15 protein-coding genes, 1 tRNA gene, 3 rRNA genes, 1 other RNA gene and 1 other annotated feature (1 of these 21 cut by a window edge) are annotated in these 19,209 nt (G+C 44.6%); of the genes, 4 read left to right on the forward strand and 16 right to left on the reverse strand.

The annotated features are described in order from the left end of the window. The 8 genes from KHA99_RS30280 to tadA form a co-directional block, all read right to left on the reverse strand. A 16S ribosomal RNA gene (locus KHA99_RS30280) occupies positions 1-317 on the reverse strand (it extends 1,380 nt beyond the left edge of the window). Positions 318-598: 281 nt separating this feature from the next. Beyond that, on the reverse strand, positions 599-862 hold the full coding sequence (locus KHA99_RS30285) for a pro-sigmaK processing inhibitor BofA family protein (protein WP_213121201.1): 264 nt from the start codon (positions 860-862) through the stop codon (positions 599-601). 258 nt (positions 863-1,120) lie between these two features. Further along, entirely contained in the window at positions 1,121-1,339 is a 219-nt protein-coding gene (locus KHA99_RS30290) for a YaaL family protein (protein ID WP_213121202.1), read from the reverse strand. A gap of 43 nt (positions 1,340-1,382) precedes the next feature. Continuing rightward, complete coding sequence (recR, locus tag KHA99_RS30295; RefSeq protein ID WP_213121203.1) at positions 1,383-1,979, reverse strand: recombination mediator RecR; 597 nt, start codon at positions 1,977-1,979, stop codon at positions 1,383-1,385. 81 nt (positions 1,980-2,060) lie between these two features. After that, positions 2,061-2,378, reverse strand: coding sequence for a YbaB/EbfC family nucleoid-associated protein (locus tag KHA99_RS30300; RefSeq protein WP_213121204.1), 318 nt, complete (start codon positions 2,376-2,378; stop codon positions 2,061-2,063). A 74-nt stretch (positions 2,379-2,452) separates the two neighbouring features. Then, the gene (gene dnaX / locus KHA99_RS30305; RefSeq protein ID WP_213121205.1) at positions 2,453-4,141 is read right to left on the reverse strand and encodes a DNA polymerase III subunit gamma/tau; all 1,689 of its coding nucleotides are present in this window, start codon (positions 4,139-4,141) and stop codon (positions 2,453-2,455) included. A 289-nt stretch (positions 4,142-4,430) separates the two neighbouring features. Next, positions 4,431-4,695, reverse strand: an RNA gene (gene ffs, locus KHA99_RS30310) — signal recognition particle sRNA large type. Between the two features lie 92 nt (positions 4,696-4,787). Continuing rightward, positions 4,788-5,297, reverse strand: coding sequence for a tRNA adenosine(34) deaminase TadA (gene tadA, locus KHA99_RS30315; protein WP_213121206.1), 510 nt, complete (start codon positions 5,295-5,297; stop codon positions 4,788-4,790). A 120-nt stretch (positions 5,298-5,417) separates the two neighbouring features. On the opposite strand from tadA, the gene KHA99_RS30320 reads away from it, so the two are divergent. The 3 genes from KHA99_RS30320 (at position 5,418) to KHA99_RS30330 (ending at position 8,341) form a co-directional block, all read left to right on the forward strand. Next, positions 5,418-6,722 (forward strand): glycoside hydrolase family 18 protein, encoded by a 1,305-nt coding sequence (locus KHA99_RS30320; protein WP_213121207.1) that lies wholly within the window; start codon positions 5,418-5,420, stop codon positions 6,720-6,722. 259 nt (positions 6,723-6,981) lie between these two features. Beyond that, a complete protein-coding gene (locus KHA99_RS30325) occupies positions 6,982-7,629 on the forward strand; it encodes a deoxynucleoside kinase (RefSeq protein WP_213121208.1) in 648 nt (215 codons plus the stop codon). Between the two features lie 16 nt (positions 7,630-7,645). Beyond that, positions 7,646-8,341, forward strand: coding sequence for a deoxynucleoside kinase (locus KHA99_RS30330; RefSeq protein ID WP_284036729.1), 696 nt, complete (start codon positions 7,646-7,648; stop codon positions 8,339-8,341). Positions 8,342-8,437: 96 nt separating this feature from the next. Here KHA99_RS30330 and KHA99_RS30335 read toward each other — a convergent pair. The 6 genes from KHA99_RS30335 to guaB all read right to left on the reverse strand — a co-directional run bounded on the left by KHA99_RS30335 (position 8,438) and on the right by guaB (position 15,165). Further along, a tRNA-Ser gene (locus tag KHA99_RS30335) sits at positions 8,438-8,530 on the reverse strand. A gap of 98 nt (positions 8,531-8,628) precedes the next feature. Beyond that, entirely contained in the window at positions 8,629-9,909 is a 1,281-nt protein-coding gene (gene serS / locus KHA99_RS30340; protein WP_213121210.1) for a serine--tRNA ligase, read from the reverse strand. A gap of 56 nt (positions 9,910-9,965) precedes the next feature. After that, positions 9,966-10,192 (reverse strand) — a binding site (T-box leader). Between the two features lie 56 nt (positions 10,193-10,248). Then, positions 10,249-10,842 carry a pyridoxal 5'-phosphate synthase glutaminase subunit PdxT gene (pdxT, locus tag KHA99_RS30345; protein WP_213121211.1) on the reverse strand — a complete coding sequence of 198 codons (594 nt, stop codon included), beginning with the start codon at positions 10,840-10,842 and terminating at the stop codon, positions 10,249-10,251. Between the two features lie 128 nt (positions 10,843-10,970). Next, the gene (gene pdxS / locus KHA99_RS30350; RefSeq protein WP_213121212.1) at positions 10,971-11,852 is read right to left on the reverse strand and encodes a pyridoxal 5'-phosphate synthase lyase subunit PdxS; all 882 of its coding nucleotides are present in this window, start codon (positions 11,850-11,852) and stop codon (positions 10,971-10,973) included. Positions 11,853-12,020: 168 nt separating this feature from the next. Beyond that, complete coding sequence (locus KHA99_RS30355; protein WP_213121215.1) at positions 12,021-13,346, reverse strand: D-alanyl-D-alanine carboxypeptidase family protein; 1,326 nt, start codon at positions 13,344-13,346, stop codon at positions 12,021-12,023. 355 nt (positions 13,347-13,701) lie between these two features. Beyond that, on the reverse strand, positions 13,702-15,165 hold the full coding sequence (gene guaB, locus KHA99_RS30360) for an IMP dehydrogenase (RefSeq protein WP_213121213.1): 1,464 nt from the start codon (positions 15,163-15,165) through the stop codon (positions 13,702-13,704). Positions 15,166-15,271: 106 nt separating this feature from the next. On the opposite strand from guaB, the gene KHA99_RS30365 reads away from it, so the two are divergent. Further along, positions 15,272-16,219 (forward strand): YaaC family protein, encoded by a 948-nt coding sequence (locus KHA99_RS30365; RefSeq protein ID WP_213121214.1) that lies wholly within the window; start codon positions 15,272-15,274, stop codon positions 16,217-16,219. A gap of 86 nt (positions 16,220-16,305) precedes the next feature. Here the strand turns inward: KHA99_RS30365 and rrf are convergent. Together rrf and KHA99_RS30375 are read right to left on the reverse strand one after the other, a co-directional pair. Further along, positions 16,306-16,422 (reverse strand): 5S ribosomal RNA (gene rrf / locus KHA99_RS30370). Positions 16,423-16,660: 238 nt separating this feature from the next. Continuing rightward, a 23S ribosomal RNA gene (locus KHA99_RS30375) occupies positions 16,661-19,209 on the reverse strand; the annotation flags it as partial.

Raw genomic sequence — 19,209 nt, forward strand, 5'->3', positions numbered from 1 at the left:
GCCGATCACCCTCTCAGGTCGGCTACGCATCGTCGCCTTGGTGAGCCGTTACCTCACCAACTAGCTAATGCGCCGCGGGCCCATCTGTAAGTGTCAGCCGAAACCGACTTTCAACCTTCCCTCATGCGAGGGAAGAAATTATCCGGTATTAGCTCCGGTTTCCCGAAGTTATCCCAGTCTTACAGGCAGGTTGCCCACGTGTTACTCACCCGTCCGCCGCTAATCACCAGGAGCAAGCTCCCAGTGATTCGCTCGACTTGCATGTATTAGGCACGCCGCCAGCGTTCGTCCTGAGCCAGGATCAAACTCTCCAATAAAGTTGAGTTGATTAGCTCAAAAATGTTACGTTGGCTTCGTTTCAAACGAAACGAATATTATTGTTTGTTGACGTTTTTGTTTGTTTAGTTTTCAAAGGTCAATTTTAATGTCGTTTGAAAACGACTTTTTAAATATATCATTTCTTGTTGTTGAAGTCAACAACTTTTTTTATTTCTTATCTTCCGTATTAGCGGCGACTTTTAATATAATACAGGATAATTTTATGCTGGTCAATACTTTTTTCAAAAAAAATAAACCGCTGCTAAAGAGCGGTTCTGTCTCAAAGAACCCATTGCTGAATCGCCACTAATGCACAGAGACCCGGAATTCCCAAAAATCCTGAGACAGCAGACGTGGCAAAATTTATCGGAACATGAACCCCGAACTGATTTCCTGCTGTATTGAGGAAAAACAAAAATAATGCTCCTATCAATATTTTTATAGCAGCTTGGCCAACAAATCGGGCTGGCTTAAATGGCGCTCCGGTAAATAACAATAATACAATTAGTCCCCCTAAAACAGCAATTACAAACATTGGTTCCAAAAATCGTCACCCTCCAATGGTCTCTTTATTAAAAAGCTATGTACAAGCCCATAAAAATAGAACATTAAAGTGAAACTTCAAACAGTAGAGGCGCCTTTCCTCTGCTGTTTGTTAGTTGAACGAATCGGGCATTTACGGGCAGTTGTCCACTCACCAAATCTGTACATACCAATGCTTTAAGTATCAAATTAGACCTTACTGCCCGTTAATGCTGGAAAAAAAAGCTCAAGCAACCAATTGCTTGAGCTGTAAAAAATATTATTTTGTTAATGTCACATTTCTGTATTTAGCTTCTCTTAAAAGAAGAATATATTTTGCTTCTGCAATTTTTGATTGGCAAATGACCTCTTCAGAGGGATCAAGACTTCTTTCCAAAAGGAGTTTTTCCCGCTGCCAATAATCTCTATATTTATTTAACTGGATTAAAAGCTTTTCATTATATTCTTTCCGAAGCTTTCCTTTGCGCCGAAAAAACATCGCCATCCCCCCGGCATTAAAGCATTTAAATTTAATTTTTATATTACAATTCTCTTCGTCCTTCTAACGCCTTCGATAAGGTAACCTCATCCGCATACTCAAGATCTCCGCCTACCGGCAGTCCATGGGCAATTCTTGTTGTTTTAATTCCCGACGGCTTTAGCAGCCGTGAGATATACATAGCTGTTGCTTCCCCTTCAATATTGGGATTGGTCGCTAAAATGACTTCCTGAATAGTTTCGTCCTGAAGCCGCTTTAGCAGTCCGGGAATATTAATATCCTCCGGGCCGATGCCATCCATAGGTGAAATAGCCCCGTGCAAAACATGATACAATCCGTTGTAATCCTTCATTTTCTCCATCGCAATTACATCTTTTGGATCCTGCACTACACATATTATGCCCTTATTCCGGCGCTGATCTTCACATATGTAACATGGATCTTGATCGGTAATGTGGCCGCAGACAGAGCAGTATGTTAAATTCCGCTTGGCATTCACTAATGCTTTTGCAAAATCCAAGACGGTATCCTCTTTCATACTTAAGACAAAAAAAGCCAACCGTGCAGCTGTTTTTGGCCCAATGCCAGGAAGCTTCATAAAGCTATCAATCAGCTTCGAAATCGGTTCTGGATAATGCATAATTTATGTTCCTCTCTTTAGAAAAGCTAAAAGCGCCCTTAGCAGCATGTGGCTGCTTAAGGCGCTTAACGCTTATTGTTTTTAAAATGGCATGTTTAATCCTTTTGTAAATTGTCCCATAGTATTATTGGAAAGCTCATCAGCTTTTTTAAGCGCATCGTTTACGGCTGCAAGGACAAGGTCTTGAAGCATTTCCACATCATCAGGATCGACCGCTTCAGGTTTAATTTGAACATCTACAACCTCTTTATGGCCTGTTACAACGACAGTTACCATTCCGCCGCCAGCAGTTCCTTCAATTTTTTCCTGACCTAATTGTTCTTGTGCCTCTGCCATTTTCTTCTGCATTTTTTGCACTTGCTTCATCATATTTTGCATGTTACCCATTCCACCACGCATCGATAAATCAACCTCCAATTTAATTTAGATTATATAATCACATTGATTGCTGTTTTAGCGTTTCCGCCCAACTTTTAATCAATAATTTCAATAAATTCTTCACCAAATAACTTTTTGGCTTCAACAATATGTGGCTCCTCTTCATGAGCAGGCCCGCTGATTTCCCCTTCTTCCCCATGCTGGGTGCTTAAGAAATTTTCACGGATGGTTAACCACTGCTCTTCAGGAACTCCTAAAAGTGTGAACCTTTTACCAATTAATTTGTTCAAGGTGGTGCTTACTGCTTCCAGGAAATCGCCTCGGCTCATCGCCATTTGACAAATCATTTCATGCTTGAATTTTAAAACAAAAGCTGCTTCCGATGCTGCAACTGGCTCTGCTTCATTTAATAATGCAGCATGCGATTTCATTAGACTCGATCGCATTTCGCCCCAATTACCCTTAATCAGATTCAAGTCATTTTTTGTGGCTTGCTTTAACACTTCATTTATTTTACCAACAGCCGGCTGGAAGGCATTTCTTGAGGTTCTTTGTACCTGTTTTTGTGGCTGTGGTGCGGCATCTTGAGGTGCTGCGGCTACGCCGTTCGCTTTTAAGTGGTGAAGTTCCGACTCAAGCTGCTCAATCCTCATCAAGAGCTGCTGTAATTCCCCGGAACTCGCGGTCTCTCTTTGGCTAGTTTCCATTTGGCAAAGCTTAACAATGGCTACCTCCAGGAAAATCCTCGGGTGATTAGTCCAGCGCATTTCTTGCTGAGTCTTATTTAAGAAATCAATCAGCTGATAAATCTGTTCTGTTGGCGTTTCTTCTGCCATCAAGCGAAACTCATCATCTAGCATCACCCGCTCGAGAGATTCCTCAAGATTTGGCGCTGTTTTGTATAGCAGCATATCCCTGTAAAATAAGATCAAATCTTCGATAAAGCGTGCTGGGTCCTTTCCATGGAATAAAAGCTCCTCGAGCGCCTCCAAACCGCTTGCCACATCTTTATCCTGAAACGACTTTGCCGTTTTATTTAAAAATGCCTGTGAAGCAGAACCTGTGACGGTCAACGCATCTTCAAGTGTCACCCGGTCCTGACTGTAGGAAATGGCTTGATCCAACAGACTTAATGCGTCACGCATTCCACCTTCAGCTGCTCTGGCTATCATTTGCAAGGCCCGCTCATCGCAGTCAATGCCGGTTTCCTCGACAATCAGCTTCATCCGATTAACAATAGACCCTGCGGTAATCCGTCTGAAATCAAAACGCTGGCATCTTGAAATAATCGTCAGCGGGATTTTATGCGGTTCTGTCGTGGCTAAAATAAAGATGACATGCTTCGGAGGTTCCTCCAGCGTTTTAAGTAAAGCGTTAAAAGCGCTAATGGAGAGCATATGCACTTCGTCGATGATATAGACCTTATAGTTTACTGCCGTGGGGGCAAATTTGACCTTATCAAGAACATCACGCATCTCCTCCACCCGCGAGTTAGACGCAGCGTCAAACTCCAGGACATCCGGAATCGTTCCATTCGTGATCCCGAGGCAGGCCGCACATTCATTACACGGCTCAGCAACTGGAGCATGCTCACAATTAATCGCCTTTGCTAATATTTTAGCCGCACTCGTCTTTCCTGTTCCTCTTGGTCCAGAAAATAGGTATGCATGAGAGATTTTTTGCTGAAGCAGGGCGTTTTGCAATGTCTGCGTGACATGTTCCTGTCCCACTACGTCAAAAAATTTCTGCGGACGCCAAACCCGATATAAAGCTTGATATGACACTCGACATCGCCCCCTTCAATTTAGTCCTATCTATTGTCTAGCTCCAGCGTCCAGCGTCTAGTGTACTTCGCTCTTCTCCCTACGATAAGTCAACATCGAATCGCTATCGCTCTTCGTGTTTCCTTTATCTCAGTCGAAGCACTCCAGTCCATACGCCGCTAAACGGACGCTTCCGCTTTTCTCATTATAACTTATTGGATTTCCTTTTTACAAAAGTAATCCTAAGAGTTCACAAAAAAACTCACCCCAGAATCTGAGATGAGTTTTATTATGGCATATGTAATAACTGCCGCGCACCTTCCGTCGACTGACGCCCATAAGCGTTACTTAAGCAGTTAGCTCGGCCCAGGCACCCCTGCGGCACATGAGAGCGTCCACTTAATGCTGCTTCCTTCCGGACCTGACATAGTTCATGGATTCCCATTGCGCAGGACCCAGGCGTCAACACCACTTACTTAAGGCAGACCCTACAGGCCATCAGCCTCGGGAAGGGATTCCGTCCCGCTAGAGCGGATTGCGGGTACAGGGCACCGCTACCTCCCCACCTAGCGCGGCAAAGTTGATACCAATTATTAAGTGCGTCGTATCTGACGCCTTTTTAGTATACAAACAATCCAGCAAAAAAGCAATCGTTATTAACTGTAAATTACTGTAAGTCGATTTCTAATGCCTGCAGCTTCAACTTTTTCTCCTGCTTCTTACGATCTCTTATTTTTTGAAAAAAAGATGAAAGCATGCTGCCGCACTCTTCTGCTAAGACGCCTTTAACAACTTCACATTGGTGGTTAAAGCGCGAATCCTGTAAAAGGTTCATCAGCGTTCCAGCGCACCCGCCCTTTGGATCGCTCGCCCCGTATACCACGCGTTTGACTCTCGATAAGATAATCGCACCTGAACACATCGGGCAAGGCTCCAACGTGACATAAAGAGTAGTATCCTCTAGCCGCCATGAGCCTGTTTCCCGGCAGGCTTGATCAATGGCCAGCAGCTCGGCGTGGGCCGTCGCATTCTGCTCACTTTCTCTTAAATTGTGGGCGCGGGCAATAATTCTACCATCATGGACAAGAACAGCCCCAATCGGCACCTCATCCAACTTCTCTGCCTTCCTTGCTTCTGCTATAGCCTCCAGCATAAATTTCTCATCTTGGTTAATCATCTTAAAAAACCGCCTTCTAAAACTAATTCCATTTATACGAAAATTATTAACATTATAACATGTATTAAGTCCCGCCCTCATAGAATAGTTGTAGCGCATATGTGCAGGGAGGGATTGGAGATGCAGATTCATGTGGTTAAAAGAAATGAATCGCTGACAACCATTGCAAGAGCTTACCATACAACCACCCAGGATATTATAGAGGCAAACGAATTGCCCAATCCGAACAATCTGGTTATCGGCCAAGCACTTGTAATACCTATCGTCGGCCGCTTTCATTTCGTTCAGTCGGGAGAATCATTATATACCATAGCACAAAGATACGGAGTTACTGTTCAACAGCTGGCAACCGTCAACCGAATATCGGTCAATCAACCACTCCAAGCAGGGTTCCGTCTCTATATTCCCCAAGGCAGAAAAAGAAATGCCGAGTTTAATGCCTATGTAGAACCTCGCGGAACAAGTGTTGCTCCTGTGTTAGAGGAGAGCGCCAGAGAAGCAGCTCCTTATTTAACTTATTTAGCCCCTTTCAGCTTTCAGGCCAGACGCGACGGCACACTCAAGGAACCGCTTCTGAATAACTTTCCGGCTATCGCCAAGGCCAACCGTAACGTCTTGATGATGGTTATTAATAACCAGGAACAGGACCAGTTTAGTGACGAACTAGGACGGATTTTATTAAATGACATAGCCGTCCAGGACCGGTTTCTCAATAATATTGTCGCCACCGCTAAAAAATACGGCTTCCGCGATATCCATTTTGATTTTGAATTTTTACGTCCCGCAGACCGCGAGGCATACAACCGCTTTTTAAGAAAGGCAAAGCAGCGCTTTTCACGTGAAGGATGGCTCATGTCCACTGCCCTTGCGCCAAAAACAAGTGCAACCCAGCAAGGAAAATGGTATGAAGGACATGATTATAAGGCCCATGGCCAAATATCCGACTTTGTTGTCATCATGACCTATGAATGGGGCTACAGCGGCGGTCCTGCCATGGCAGTCTCGCCAATTGACCAGGTAAAAAAAGTGTTGGATTACGCCGTGACAGATATACCATCAAACAAAATCCTCATGGGGCAAAATCTCTATGGTTATGATTGGACCCTGCCTTTTGTTCAAGGTACCGTGGCAAAGGCTGTTAGCCCGCAGCAAGCCATCCAGCTTGCAGCCAAACACAATGTCCCGATAGAATACGACACAAAAGCGCAAGCTCCGCATTTCAAATATAGGGATGCGGCAGGCAAAGAGCATGAAGTCTGGTTTGAAGATGCCCGCTCCATCCAGGCAAAATTTGATTTGATCAAACAGATGAATTTAAGAGGAATGAGCTATTGGAAACTAGGCCTCGCCTTCCCGCAAAACTGGCTGTTGATCGTTGATAATTTCAACGTAACAAAAAGAGGAACACGAGTATTCTCCACCTGACAACTGCCGGCCACCGGCGGTTTTTTCTTTCTCATAAACATGTAAAAGCTTCCTCAAAAATTCCATATCCCTTCCTGTACCGATTGTGATAAAATGGTGTTTGTGTCGAATAAAAGCATAATTGCTCGAATAAGTGACAAGGTGCTTGTCGCTTTTTGGCGATTTTGCAGGACAATTTATTAAAAATTGCATATATATGAACCAGATGAATCTGGATAAGATAGAACCTGCAGGCAATTGGAGAAGGAGGAGCAGCCAAATGGGGGGTACACCCTTTATTACCGTTGAGGGACCGATAGGTGTAGGAAAGACATCACTTGCCAAAGCCATCTCTCGGCATTTTGAATTTGAATTATTAAAAGAGATTGTTGATGAAAATCCATTCTTAGGGAAATTTTATGAAAACATCGAAGAATGGAGTTTCCAGACAGAAATGTTTTTCCTCTGCAATCGCTTTAAACAGCTCGGGGATATTAATACCCATTATTTAAGCAAAAATAAATCTGTCGTGGCTGACTATCATATATTTAAAAATTTAATTTTTGCTACTCGGACATTGAATCCTGACGAATACAAAAAATATTATAAGATTTATCAAATTTTGACAGAGGATATGCCAAAGCCAAATGTCATCATATATTTGCATGCAAGTCTCGATACTTTATTAAAGCGAATAAAAATCCGCGGGCGCGAGGTAGAGAAAAACATCAGCCCGCTTTATTTAGAACAGCTTTCTATTGATTATGAAAACACAATGGCTATTTTTGAAAAGGAGCATCCGGAAATACCGGTTCTCCGTTTCAATGGTGATGAGCTGGATTTTGTAAAAAATGAGCAGGATCTAGACTATATCATTGAAAAACTTGGAGAATCACTGAAAGCAAACAGCTGGACAAACACTATATAGAAACAGGGGGATGTTCGTGAGCATCGTTATTGGAGGCATGATCGGTCTTGGCAAAACGAGTGTGGCTGACACTTTAAAAGCACACTTTCAGAATAATGGCATTGACAGCAAGGTTTTTTATGAAGCAGTGGATGACAACCCAATTCTCCCGCTTTACTATGAATTAACACAGGAAGAATTGGATGCAAGAAGAATTCCCTTCCTATTGCAATTATTTTTCTTAAATAAACGGTTTAAAACAGTTAAGGACTGCATCAATTGGAAAAACCCTATTTATACCATTCAGGACCGCTCGATTTATGAAGATTGGTATTTCGCCTATGTCAATAAAAATTTAGGCAGGATTTCTGGCCTCGAATTTAAAATCTATGAAGAGCTAGTCGACAATATGTTGGAGGAGCTAAAGGAACTTCCAAAAAAGGCTCCTGATTTGATGGTTTATTTAAAAGGATCATTTGATACGGTGATTGACCGGATTATGGCCCGCGGCCGCAGCTTTGAAATTAACCCGGAACTGAAGGAATATTATTTCGAGGTTTGGAAGGGCTATGACGAATGGGTCATGGAGCGCTATAATGCCAGTGAAGTTTTGGTCATTGACATGGACACAACCGATGTGGTGAATAGTGAGGCGGATGCCAAACGGGTATGCCAAGAAGTAGAAGACAAGCTGAAGGAAATTATATATATATCAAAAGCACATATTGGGTAATCCCAGTAAGTGCTTTTTTCTTATAAAAAAAAATCCGTTACAAGGAATTGTAACGAATTTTCATCTCCAGTTTTTTATGCGCGTTTTTTATTGTGATGGCGGAGGAAGAGGGATTCGAACCCCCGCGCGGTTTAACCCGCCTGTCGGTTTTCAAGACCGATCCCTTCAGCCGGACTTGGGTATTCCTCCGTGACAACAGAAATTAATTTAACATAAATTTAACACTGTGTCAACACTATTAACATGCCACTAATAAAAGGGCGCTATTCAACTTGATTATACACTGGTTATTGCGGCTTTATGACGTCGCGGCCGCCCATATATGGACGAAGCACGGCTGGAATTACGACACTGCCGTCATCCTGCTGGTAGTTTTCCAGAATAGCTGCAACCGTGCGGCCAATCGCGAGACCTGAGCCATTGAGCGTATGCACATGCTCCGGTTTCGCCTTTGGATCGCGGCGGAAGCGGATATTTGCCCGTCTTGCCTGGAACGCCTCAAAGTTACTACAAGAAGAAATTTCACGGTAAGTTCCATAGCTAGGGATCCACACTTCAATATCATATTTTTTCGCCGCAGTAAAGCCCAGGTCACCTGTACACATGCTTAACACACGGTATGGCAATTCAAGTAATTGAAGAACCTTTTCTGCATCAGCAGTTAATTTTTCCAGCTCTTCATATGAATCCTCTGGCTTTACAAACTTCACAAGCTCAACCTTATTGAATTGATGCTGGCGGATTAAGCCTCTTGTGTCACGGCCTGCTGATCCCGCTTCAGAACGGAAGCAAGCGCTGTAGGCTGCAAAGCGGATTGGCAGCTCTTCGCCACTTAAAATTTCATCGCGGTAATAATTGGTGACCGGCACCTCTGCTGTCGGTATTAGGAAGTAGTCCTCACTTTCAATTAAAAAGGCATCCTCTTCAAACTTTGGCAGCTGGCCTGTTCCGGTCATGCTAGTGCGATTTACCATATATGGCGGGAGAATCTCTGTATATCCATGCTCATCGACATGAAGGTCGAGCATAAAGCTCATTAACGCACGCTCAAGGCGGGCACCAAGACCTTTATAAAAAACAAAGCGGCTGCCGGTTACCTTTCCTGCTCGTTCAAAATCAAGAATTCCTAAATGGTCAGCTACATCCCAATGTGGTTTCGCCTCAAAGCCGAACTCGCGGACTTGGCCCCATTTGCGGATTTCTACGTTATCGTCTTCTGTCTCGCCAATAGGCACAGTTTCATGGGGAATATTTGGGATGCTAAGCAATAATAGCTCTAATGTCTCCTCAACGCCTCTTAGTTCATCATCGAGTTCCTTGATGCGGTCGCCAACCTCACGCATTTCCTTGATAAGGTGATCGGCATCCTGCTTCTCACGTTTTAATACAGCAACCTGTTGAGAAACTTCATTCCGCTTGGATTTCAGTTTTTCCGCTTCGACAATTAATTCGCGTCGTTTAACGTCTAAATCCTCAAATCGGCCAAGGTCTGTTAAATCTTCACCGCGATGCTGCAGCTTTTCTTTAACTTCGGCAAAATTGGCTCTTAAATACTTCAAATCCAACATGCTTAAACACTCCTTTATTATTTATCCAAGGGCAAACAAAAAACTCCCGCCCCTAAAACAGGGACGAGAGTTAACCCGCGATACCACCCTGGTTGACAGACGAATCTGTCCACCTTAAAAAATGTAACGGTTTTCCACCGAGAGTCCTTACTAGCCTCATGTGGATGAGGTGTTCCGCACTCTACTCGAGGAGGGATTCACAAGTCTTATTCACCGGTTCACACCAACCACCGGCTCTCTTTAGAATAAACCTCTTGCTACTAGTTCCTCTCATTGCTTTTGCATATTTCTAATTTGTATAACTTAGAGTACTATATTTATTTGCCAAAAGCAACCAACTTATACAGCCTGTTTTTGACTTTTTGCTTCTTTTACCATCTCAACAAAGTAGGCTGTAAGACGATGGTCATCTGTTAATTCAGGATGAAACGAACAGCCTAAAAATTGCCCTTCACGCGCTAAAACAATGCGGCCATCATGTTTCGAAAGAATCTCGACATTTTCGCCTGCCTCTACGATATGCGGGGCCCGGATAAAGACTGCAGGGAAACCACCCGCGACATCTTTAACCGCGAGGTCAGCCTCGAAGCTATCCACTTGGCGTCCGAAGGAGTTGCGTTCAACCGTAACGTCCATCACACCTAGGTGAGGCTCACTGTATCCGACGATGTTTTTTGCCAAAAGAATTAGGCCTGCACAGGTACCGAACATCGGTTTTCCTTCCCTGGCAAATTCCTTTAAGGAATCCATAAAATCATATTTGTCGATCAGGCGGCGCATTGTCGTGCTCTCTCCACCAGGGAGAATAAGGCCATCTACGTCTTTTAATTCTTCTTTGTGTTTAATGGCAACGGCTTCGACACCACAAGCTTCTAATGATTGAATATGCTCACGAACTGCTCCTTGTAATGCGAGAACGCCTACTTTAATCATAGTATTACTCCTTTTACCTAGATTACTGTCTAGCTCCAGCAACTAGAGGCTCGGGGTCACAAGCCAATCCGTCAAGAAGGCTCGTCTTGTGCCTGTCGCCCCTGGTCAAGGCGCTTCCGCTTTTCTATTTACCACCCACGCTCTTGCATGCGGGCTTCAGGGGCTAATGAAGAAATTTCAATACCCTTCATTGGAGTTCCAAGATCCTTTGAAAGTTCAGCAATCAATTTATAGTCTTGGTAATGAGTTGTTGCTTCAACAATCGCTCTTGCAAATTTCGCAGGGTTTTCTGATTTAAAGATACCAGAGCCAACGAATACACCGTCTGAACCTAATTGCATCATTAACGCTGCATCAGCAGGTGTTGCCACGCCTCCAGCTGCAAAGTTAACAACTGGAAGACGGCCAAGGCGCTTAATTTCAAGCAATAATTCAAATGGTGCACCTAATAGCTTTGCTTCTGTCATAAGCTCATCTTCGTTCATGCTTACAACCTTACGAATCTGTGCGTTGACCTTGCGGATATGGCGGACAGCTTCTACAATGTTGCCAGTTCCCGGCTCGCCTTTTGTACGAAGCATAGATGCTCCTTCGCCAATACGACGGGCAGCCTCGCCCAAGTCACGGCAGCCGCATACAAATGGAACAGTAAAGTCACTCTTTAATAAGTGAAACTCTTCATCAGCAGGTGTTAATACTTCACTTTCATCGATATAGTCTACACCAAGTGCTTCAAGTACACGTGCTTCCACAATGTGGCCGATACGAGCCTTAGCCATAACAGGGATTGAAACAGCGTTAAGAACCTCTTCAACAATTCGAGGATCTGCCATTCTAGCAACGCCGCCAGCAGCACGAATATCAGAAGGTACGCGCTCTAGTGCCATTACCGCTACTGCGCCTGCTTCCTCCGCAATTTTTGCCTGTTCTGCGTTAACAACGTCCATGATGACGCCGCCTTTTTGCATTTCTGCCATCCCGCGTTTTACCCGATCCGTACCTGTTTTCATTTGTAAATCCCCCTTGTTTTTCCACGTTAAAAACGTTGATTATTTAGAAAATTCCCATTAATTCGATTTGAATTATTTATTCCATAAAATCATTAAAGCAACAAAAAAGGATTCCTGTCAAGACAAGAATCCTTTCCAACATTTTACTTATAGGTCCGTTAGAGCTAATTAGAACCAGCCTTTAACAGCGGAGGAAATGCCTCCCCAGACATCACCGAAGAATCCTCCGATGCCCCGCATCATAAGGACGAACCAATTTGCTTTTTCAACATCTTGGGCAGCAATGACATCAACTTGAACTTTGCCTTTGCCTTCCTCGGTTAAAAAGTTAACCTTATCGCCGTTTTTAGGCTCAAGTGTTAAATAGCCGACCTTGTCACCTTTTTTTATTGGCGCCGTAAGCTCACCTTTTTTGTTAATCTTATTTTTATCTAATACCAGTATCGGCTTATAGTTTTCCTTTTCGCCATTTTCAATGATCATATTGATGGCTGACTTTGTATAAACTTTTACCTGGTCATTCTTGCCCTTAATAACAGGTATCGTTTTATGGCCCTTTACCTGATAATGCTTCGGTACAATAGTTTCTTTTGTTGTATTGGCAAATGCATAGTCAAACATTTTCTTAGTCTCGTCAAAGCGGGCTTTATAGTCCCCTTTGCCGCTCGCGTCTTTGGCATTTTGCACTACAGTGATAAACCGTTTGCCATCACGACTGGCAGTCCCGGTAAAACAATAGCCGGCAAAATCTGTGGTACCCGTCTTAAGTCCGTCGACACCTTTATATCCATAATCCAAAGAAGGAAGCATCCAGTTCCAGTTAATCATATTAATTGCGTCAGAAGTGCCTTCACGAAATGTTTTCTTCGGAATGCTTGCCGTCTTTAATACTTCGGGATATTCATTGATTAGGTGGAAGGCAAGACTCGCCACCGCTCTTGGAGACATGACGTTTTCTTCCGTTTCACCGGTGCCTTCCGGATGCATGCCGCGATATTCGGCATTATTTAAGCCTGATGAGTTTACAAATTTATAATCCTTTAAGCCTAACCTTTTGGCTTTTTCATTCATCATTTTCACAAAATTGGTTTCAGACCCGGCAATTGTTTCGGCAATAGCAATCGTTGCTGCATTGGCAGAATAAATGACCATCGCTTCATACAACTCGCGGATTTTATATGTGCCGTCCTGGCGCAATGGAACATTCGACAATGCGCGGTCTTGGGAAATTTTATAAACAAGATCACTGACGTTATACTCCTGATCCCATTTCACTTTTCCGTGTTTAATGGCATCTAGTAACAGATATTCAGTCATCATTTTTGTCATGCTGGCAATCCCCATGACATTATCAGCATTTTTTTCATATAACACTTTGCCTGATTCAGCATCAACTAATATGGCACCGTCCGCGTTGATGTTTAACGCTGCTGCTGCTTCCGCTTTATCTTGGCCCATGCCGGCAAAAAGGCTGAAGAACAAAATAACAGCCATTGCACTGGCAAGATACTTTTTAAAAACATGTTTATTCACATTAACGCCCTCCAAGATTTTTTACACTTTGGTTATTTTAACATAACTGCTTTATAAATCATAGAGAGAGCATCGAAGCATCTTATTGCCAATTTTGATAGACTGCTAGAAATAGATAGGTCTTTATTCACAGTAATCCGTTGATTTCCACTCCAGGGGCTCGCTTTCCGCGGGCGTGCCGGGGAGCCTCCTCGTCGCTAAAGCTCCTGCGGGGTCTCCCCTGCCCCGTACTCCCGCAGGAGTCTCGCCCCTTCCGCTCCAATCAACTTAGGATAAAAATAGGAGCAGACGGAAAGTCTGCTCCTGCGCTTTTTATTTACATTGAGTAGTTTGGTGCTTCTTTGGTGATTTGAACGTCGTGTGGGTGGCTTTCTCGCAAGCCAGCACCTGTCATTTTGACAAATTGGGCATTCATTCGTAATTCTTCTAGGTTTTTCGTACCACAGTAGCCCATACCAGCGCGTAAGCCGCCGACTAATTGATAAATGGTATCTGCCAATGGTCCTTTGTATGGAAGGCGGCCTTCGATGCCTTCTGGGACAAACTTTTTATTGTCCTCTTGGAAATAACGGTCTTTAGAACCCTTTTCCATCGCTGCCACAGAACCCATGCCGCGGTACACCTTAAAGCGGCGTCCTTGGAAAATTTCTGTTTCCCCTGGGCTTTCTGTTACCCCTGCAAGCATGCTTCCCAGCATAACGGCATGTCCGCCTGCTGCCAAGGCTTTGACGATATCACCAGAGTATTTAATACCACCGTCAGCAATAATCGTTTTCCCATGTTTCATGGCTTCACCTGCACAGTCATAAACAGCTGTTATTTGCGGTACTCCGACACCCGCAACAACGCGTGTCGTACAAATTGAACCTGGCCCAATTCCAACCTTAACGACATCTACTCCTGCTTCAATTAGGGCCTTGGTACCCTCTGCAGTGGCTACGTTTCCGGCAATAATCGCAAGGTTAGGGTAGGCAGCTCTAATTTGCTTTACAGTATCCAACACACCCTTGGAATGCCCGTGTGCGGTGTCGACTACGATGACATCTACGTTAGCCTTCACGAGCTTGTCGATCCGTTTCATCGTATCGCTTGTCACCCCAACTGCAGCTCCTGCCAATAGACGGCCTTGGCTGTCCTTTGCGGAATTTGGGAACTCAATCACTTTTTCAATATCCTTAATTGTGATTAAACCTTTTAGCACTCCCTGATCATCCACAAGAGGCAGCTTTTCAATTTTATGCTTTTGAAGAATTTGTTCAGCTTCCTTCAAGGTTGTCCCAACTGGAGCCGTAATCAGATTTTCCTTCGTCATAACATCAGAAATCTTGAAAGAGTAATCCTGAATAAAACGAAGGTCCCTGTTGGTAATAATGCCAACCAGACGCTGTTCCTCCATATTGTTAACGATTGGAACACCTGAAATACGATATTTCCCCATTAGATGCTCTGCATCAAATACTTGGTGTTCAGGAGTCAAGAAAAACGGATCAGTGATTACGCCACTTTCTGAACGCTTTACCTTTTCAACCTGTTCGGCCTGCTGCTCAATGGTCATGTTCTTATGGATAATCCCAAGACCGCCTTGGCGGGCCATAGCAATTGCCATTTCAGATTCCGTGACTGTGTCCATACCTGCACTTATAACTGGAATATTTAGCTTTACCGCAGGAGTTAACTCAACCTGCAAACTCACGTCGCGTGGCAGTACCTCTGATTTGCCAGGAATCAATAATACATCATCAAACGTTAAACCTTCTTTTGCGAACTTACTTTCCCACATATTAACAGCCTCCAGGTCAAAAAATATTATTTGTAGGTTATCAATTGGACAAAATACTGTCAAGGAAGAAATATTAGTAAGATTTTTCTGAAAAAGGTGATCCGCTTTGAATACGCCATTTAAAGGCTGGAAAAGCTACTCATGCTTTTTTTCAGCAGAATACTGTCAGCACTATTTGAAAAATAGCTATCTAAAGAGGAATATTGAGAATCCTGAACAAAAGAGCTATGAAAATGGATATGCCTTTTTATATTATCTCGAACATGGGCAAATCTATTATGAACAGGCAGAAAAAGCCCCGCTGGTTATTAAACCTATATTGCTTTTCTATGGCCTTGTCCATTTAATAAAAGCCTGTATCTTAACCGTAGATCCATCATATCCAGAAACAACAGCGGTATTGGCACACGGTGTCTCCACTAGAAAAAGAAAAAAGCAAAATTATTTATTTTTTCATGATGAAGTGAAATTACAAAAAAACGGACTTTTTCCATTTATGTCAGAAAAATTGTTTCACATGAAACAGCTTGAAGGGGAAAAAGTCCTAATGGAGGAATTACTACAGCTTATACCTGAGCTCGATGAGTTATTCTTCATACTTATGAGGAAAAACAGCTTTGAAAAACTACAAAGCAACGGCAGCCAGCTCCATATTCCCGAGAAATTACTGGATACCTATCATATGACCGAGAGTCGATTTAAAGAGTTTCTAGCCTCTAAATTTGCTAATGAGGTGGAATTCTCTGATGATGAAGGAATACATTTAATTTTGAAAAACAATACCGTATCAGCCATTTCCCCTTTTAAATTTCATATGGAAGAAGGGTGCTGGACACTTCCAATAAACAAAGGGAAGCTTTTCAACTTCCCGGAACTACTGATCCACTATTTATTGTTATACAACTTAAGCATGATTGCCCGTTATGAAACAGAATGGTGGAGTGAACTAACCAAAATGATGCCAAACCACGACTACCCTTTCATCGAAACCTTTTTACACATCACACTAAAAAAAGGGCCGTTTTTAGTCTTTGACTACTTGATGGGAAAGTGAGGCACGGGGACAGTTCTCATGCATCATTCAAGCATAAATAACCAACAAAAAAAAAGACAACCAAAAAAATAGTTGTCTTTTTGCTTGCCCGGCAGCGTCCTACTCTCACAGGGACTTGCGTCCCAACTACCATCGGCGCTGAGAAGCTTAACTTCCGTGTTCGGGATGGGAACGGGTGTGACCTTCTCGCCATTGCTACCGGACCTATTAAATTAGAGGTTTCATTCCCTCAAAACTAGATAATGCAGAAGAAGTTTATAAGAACGAGTTCGTCATATTACTTTGATAATTGTCTAGCTCCAGCGTCCAGCAACTAGTGTCCTTCGGTCTTTTCCCTACGATAAGTCAACATCGATTCGCTATCGCTCATCGTGTTTCCTTTATCTCAGTCAAAGCCCTCCAGGCCATACGTTGCTAACCGGCCGCTTCCGCTTTTCGATTTTGGTTAAGTCCTCGATCGATTAGTATCAGTCAGCTCCACACGTCACCGCGCTTCCACCTCTGACCTATCAACCTGATCATCTTTCAGGGATCTTACTAGCTTGACGCTATGGGAAATCTCATCTCGAGGGGGGCTTCATGCTTAGATGCTTTCAGCACTTATCCCGTCCGCACATAGCTACCCAGCGATGCCTTTGGCAAGACAACTGGTACACCAGCGGTGCGTCCATCCCGGTCCTCTCGTACTAAGGACAGCTCCTCTCAAATTTCCTGCGCCCACGACGGATAGGGACCGAACTGTCTCACGACGTTCTGAACCCAGCTCGCGTACCGCTTTAATGGGCGAACAGCCCAACCCTTGGGACCGACTACAGCCCCAGGATGCGATGAGCCGACATCGAGGTGCCAAACCTCCCCGTCGATGTGGACTCTTGGGGGAGATAAGCCTGTTATCCCCAGGGTAGCTTTTATCCGTTGAGCGATGGCCCTTCCATGCGGAACCACCGGATCACTAAGCCCGACTTTCGTCCCTGCTCGACTTGTAGGTCTCGCAGTCAAGCTCCCTTGTGCCTTTACACTCTGCGAATGATTTCCAACCATTCTGAGGGAACCTTTGGGCGCCTCCGTTACATTTTAGGAGGCGACCGCCCCAGTCAAACTGCCCACCTGACACTGTCTCCCACCCCGATAAGGGGTGCGGGTTAGAATTTCAATACAGCCAGGGTAGTATCCCACCGACGCCTCCACCGAAGCTGGCGCTCCGGCTTCTCAGGCTCCTACCTATCCTGTACAAGCTGTACCAAAATTCAATATCAGGCTACAGTAAAGCTCCATGGGGTCTTTCCGTCCTGTCGCGGGTAACCTGCATCTTCACAGGTACTATAATTTCACCGAGTCTCTCGTTGAGACAGTGCCCAGATCGTTACGCCTTTCGTGCGGGTCGGAACTTACCCGACAAGGAATTTCGCTACCTTAGGACCGTTATAGTTACGGCCGCCGTTTACTGGGGCTTCGATTCAGAGCTTCGCTTGCGCTAACCCCTCCTCTTAACCTTCCAGCACCGGGCAGGCGTCAGCCCCTATACTTCGCCTTGCGGCTTTGCAGAGACCTGTGTTTTTGCTAAACAGTCGCCTGGGCCTATTCACTGCGGCTCTTCGGGGCTATTCACCCCAAAAAGCACCCCTTCTCCCGAAGTTACGGGGTCATTTTGCCGAGTTCCTTAACGAGAGTTCTCTCGCTCACCTTAGGATTCTCTCCTCGCCTACCTGTGTCGGTTTGCGGTACGGGCACCTTTTATCTCGCTAGAGGCTTTTCTTGGCAGTGTGGAATCAGGAACTTCGGTACTATAATTCCCTCGGCATCACAGCTCAGCCTTAAGGTGAACGGATTTTCCTATTCACCAGCCTAACTGCTTACACGCACATATCCAGCAGTGCGCTTACCCTATCCTCCTGCGTCCCCCCATCACTCAAACGATAAAGAGGTGGTACAGGAATATCAACCTGTTGTCCATCGCCTACGCCTTTCGGCCTCGGCTTAGGTCCCGACTAACCCTGAGCGGACGAGCCTTCCTCAGGAAACCTTAGGCATACGGTGGATGAGATTCTCACTCATCTTTCGCTACTCATACCGGCATTCTCACTTCTAAGCGCTCCACCAGTCCTTACGGTCTAGCTTCAACGCCCTTAGAACGCTCTCCTACCGCGGACACCATAAGGTGTCCACCCACAGCTTCGGTGATACGTTTAGCCCCGGTACATTTTCGGCGCAGAGTCACTCGACCAGTGAGCTATTACGCACTCTTTAAATGGTGGCTGCTTCTAAGCCAACATCCTGGTTGTCTAAGCAACTCCACATCCTTTTCCACTTAACGTATACTTTGGGACCTTAGCTGGTGGTCTGGGCTGTTTCCCTTTTGACTACGGATCTTATCACTCGCAGTCTGACTCCCACGGATAAGTCATTGGCATTCGGAGTTTGTCTGAATTCGGTAACCCGATGAGGGCCCCTAGTCCAAACAGTGCTCTACCTCCAAGACTCTAACTACGTGAGGCTAGCCCTAAAGCTATTTCGGAGAGAACCAGCTATCTCCAAGTTCGATTGGAATTTCTCCGCTACCCACACCTCATCCCCGCACTTTTCAACGTGCGTGGGTTCGGGCCTCCATCCAGTGTTACCTGGACTTCACCCTGGACATGGGTAGATCACCTGGTTTCGGGTCTACGACTACATACTATTTCGCCCTATTCAGACTCGCTTTCGCTGCGGCTCCGTCTCTTCAACTTAACCTCGCATGCAATCGTAACTCGCCGGTTCATTCTACAAAAGGCACGCCATCACCCATGAACGGGCTCTGACTACTTGTAGGCACACGGTTTCAGGATCTCTTTCACTCCCCTTCCGGGGTGCTTTTCACCTTTCCCTCACGGTACTGGTTCACTATCGGTCACTAGGGAGTATTTAGCCTTGGGAGATGGTCCTCCCTGCTTCCGACCGGATTTCACGTGTCCGGCCGTACTCAGGATCCACTCAGGAGGGAACGAAGTTTC

The sequence above is a fragment of the Neobacillus rhizophilus genome, assembly GCF_018343535.1.
Classification (GTDB): Bacteria; Bacillota; Bacilli; order Bacillales; family Cytobacillaceae; genus Neobacillus; species Neobacillus rhizophilus.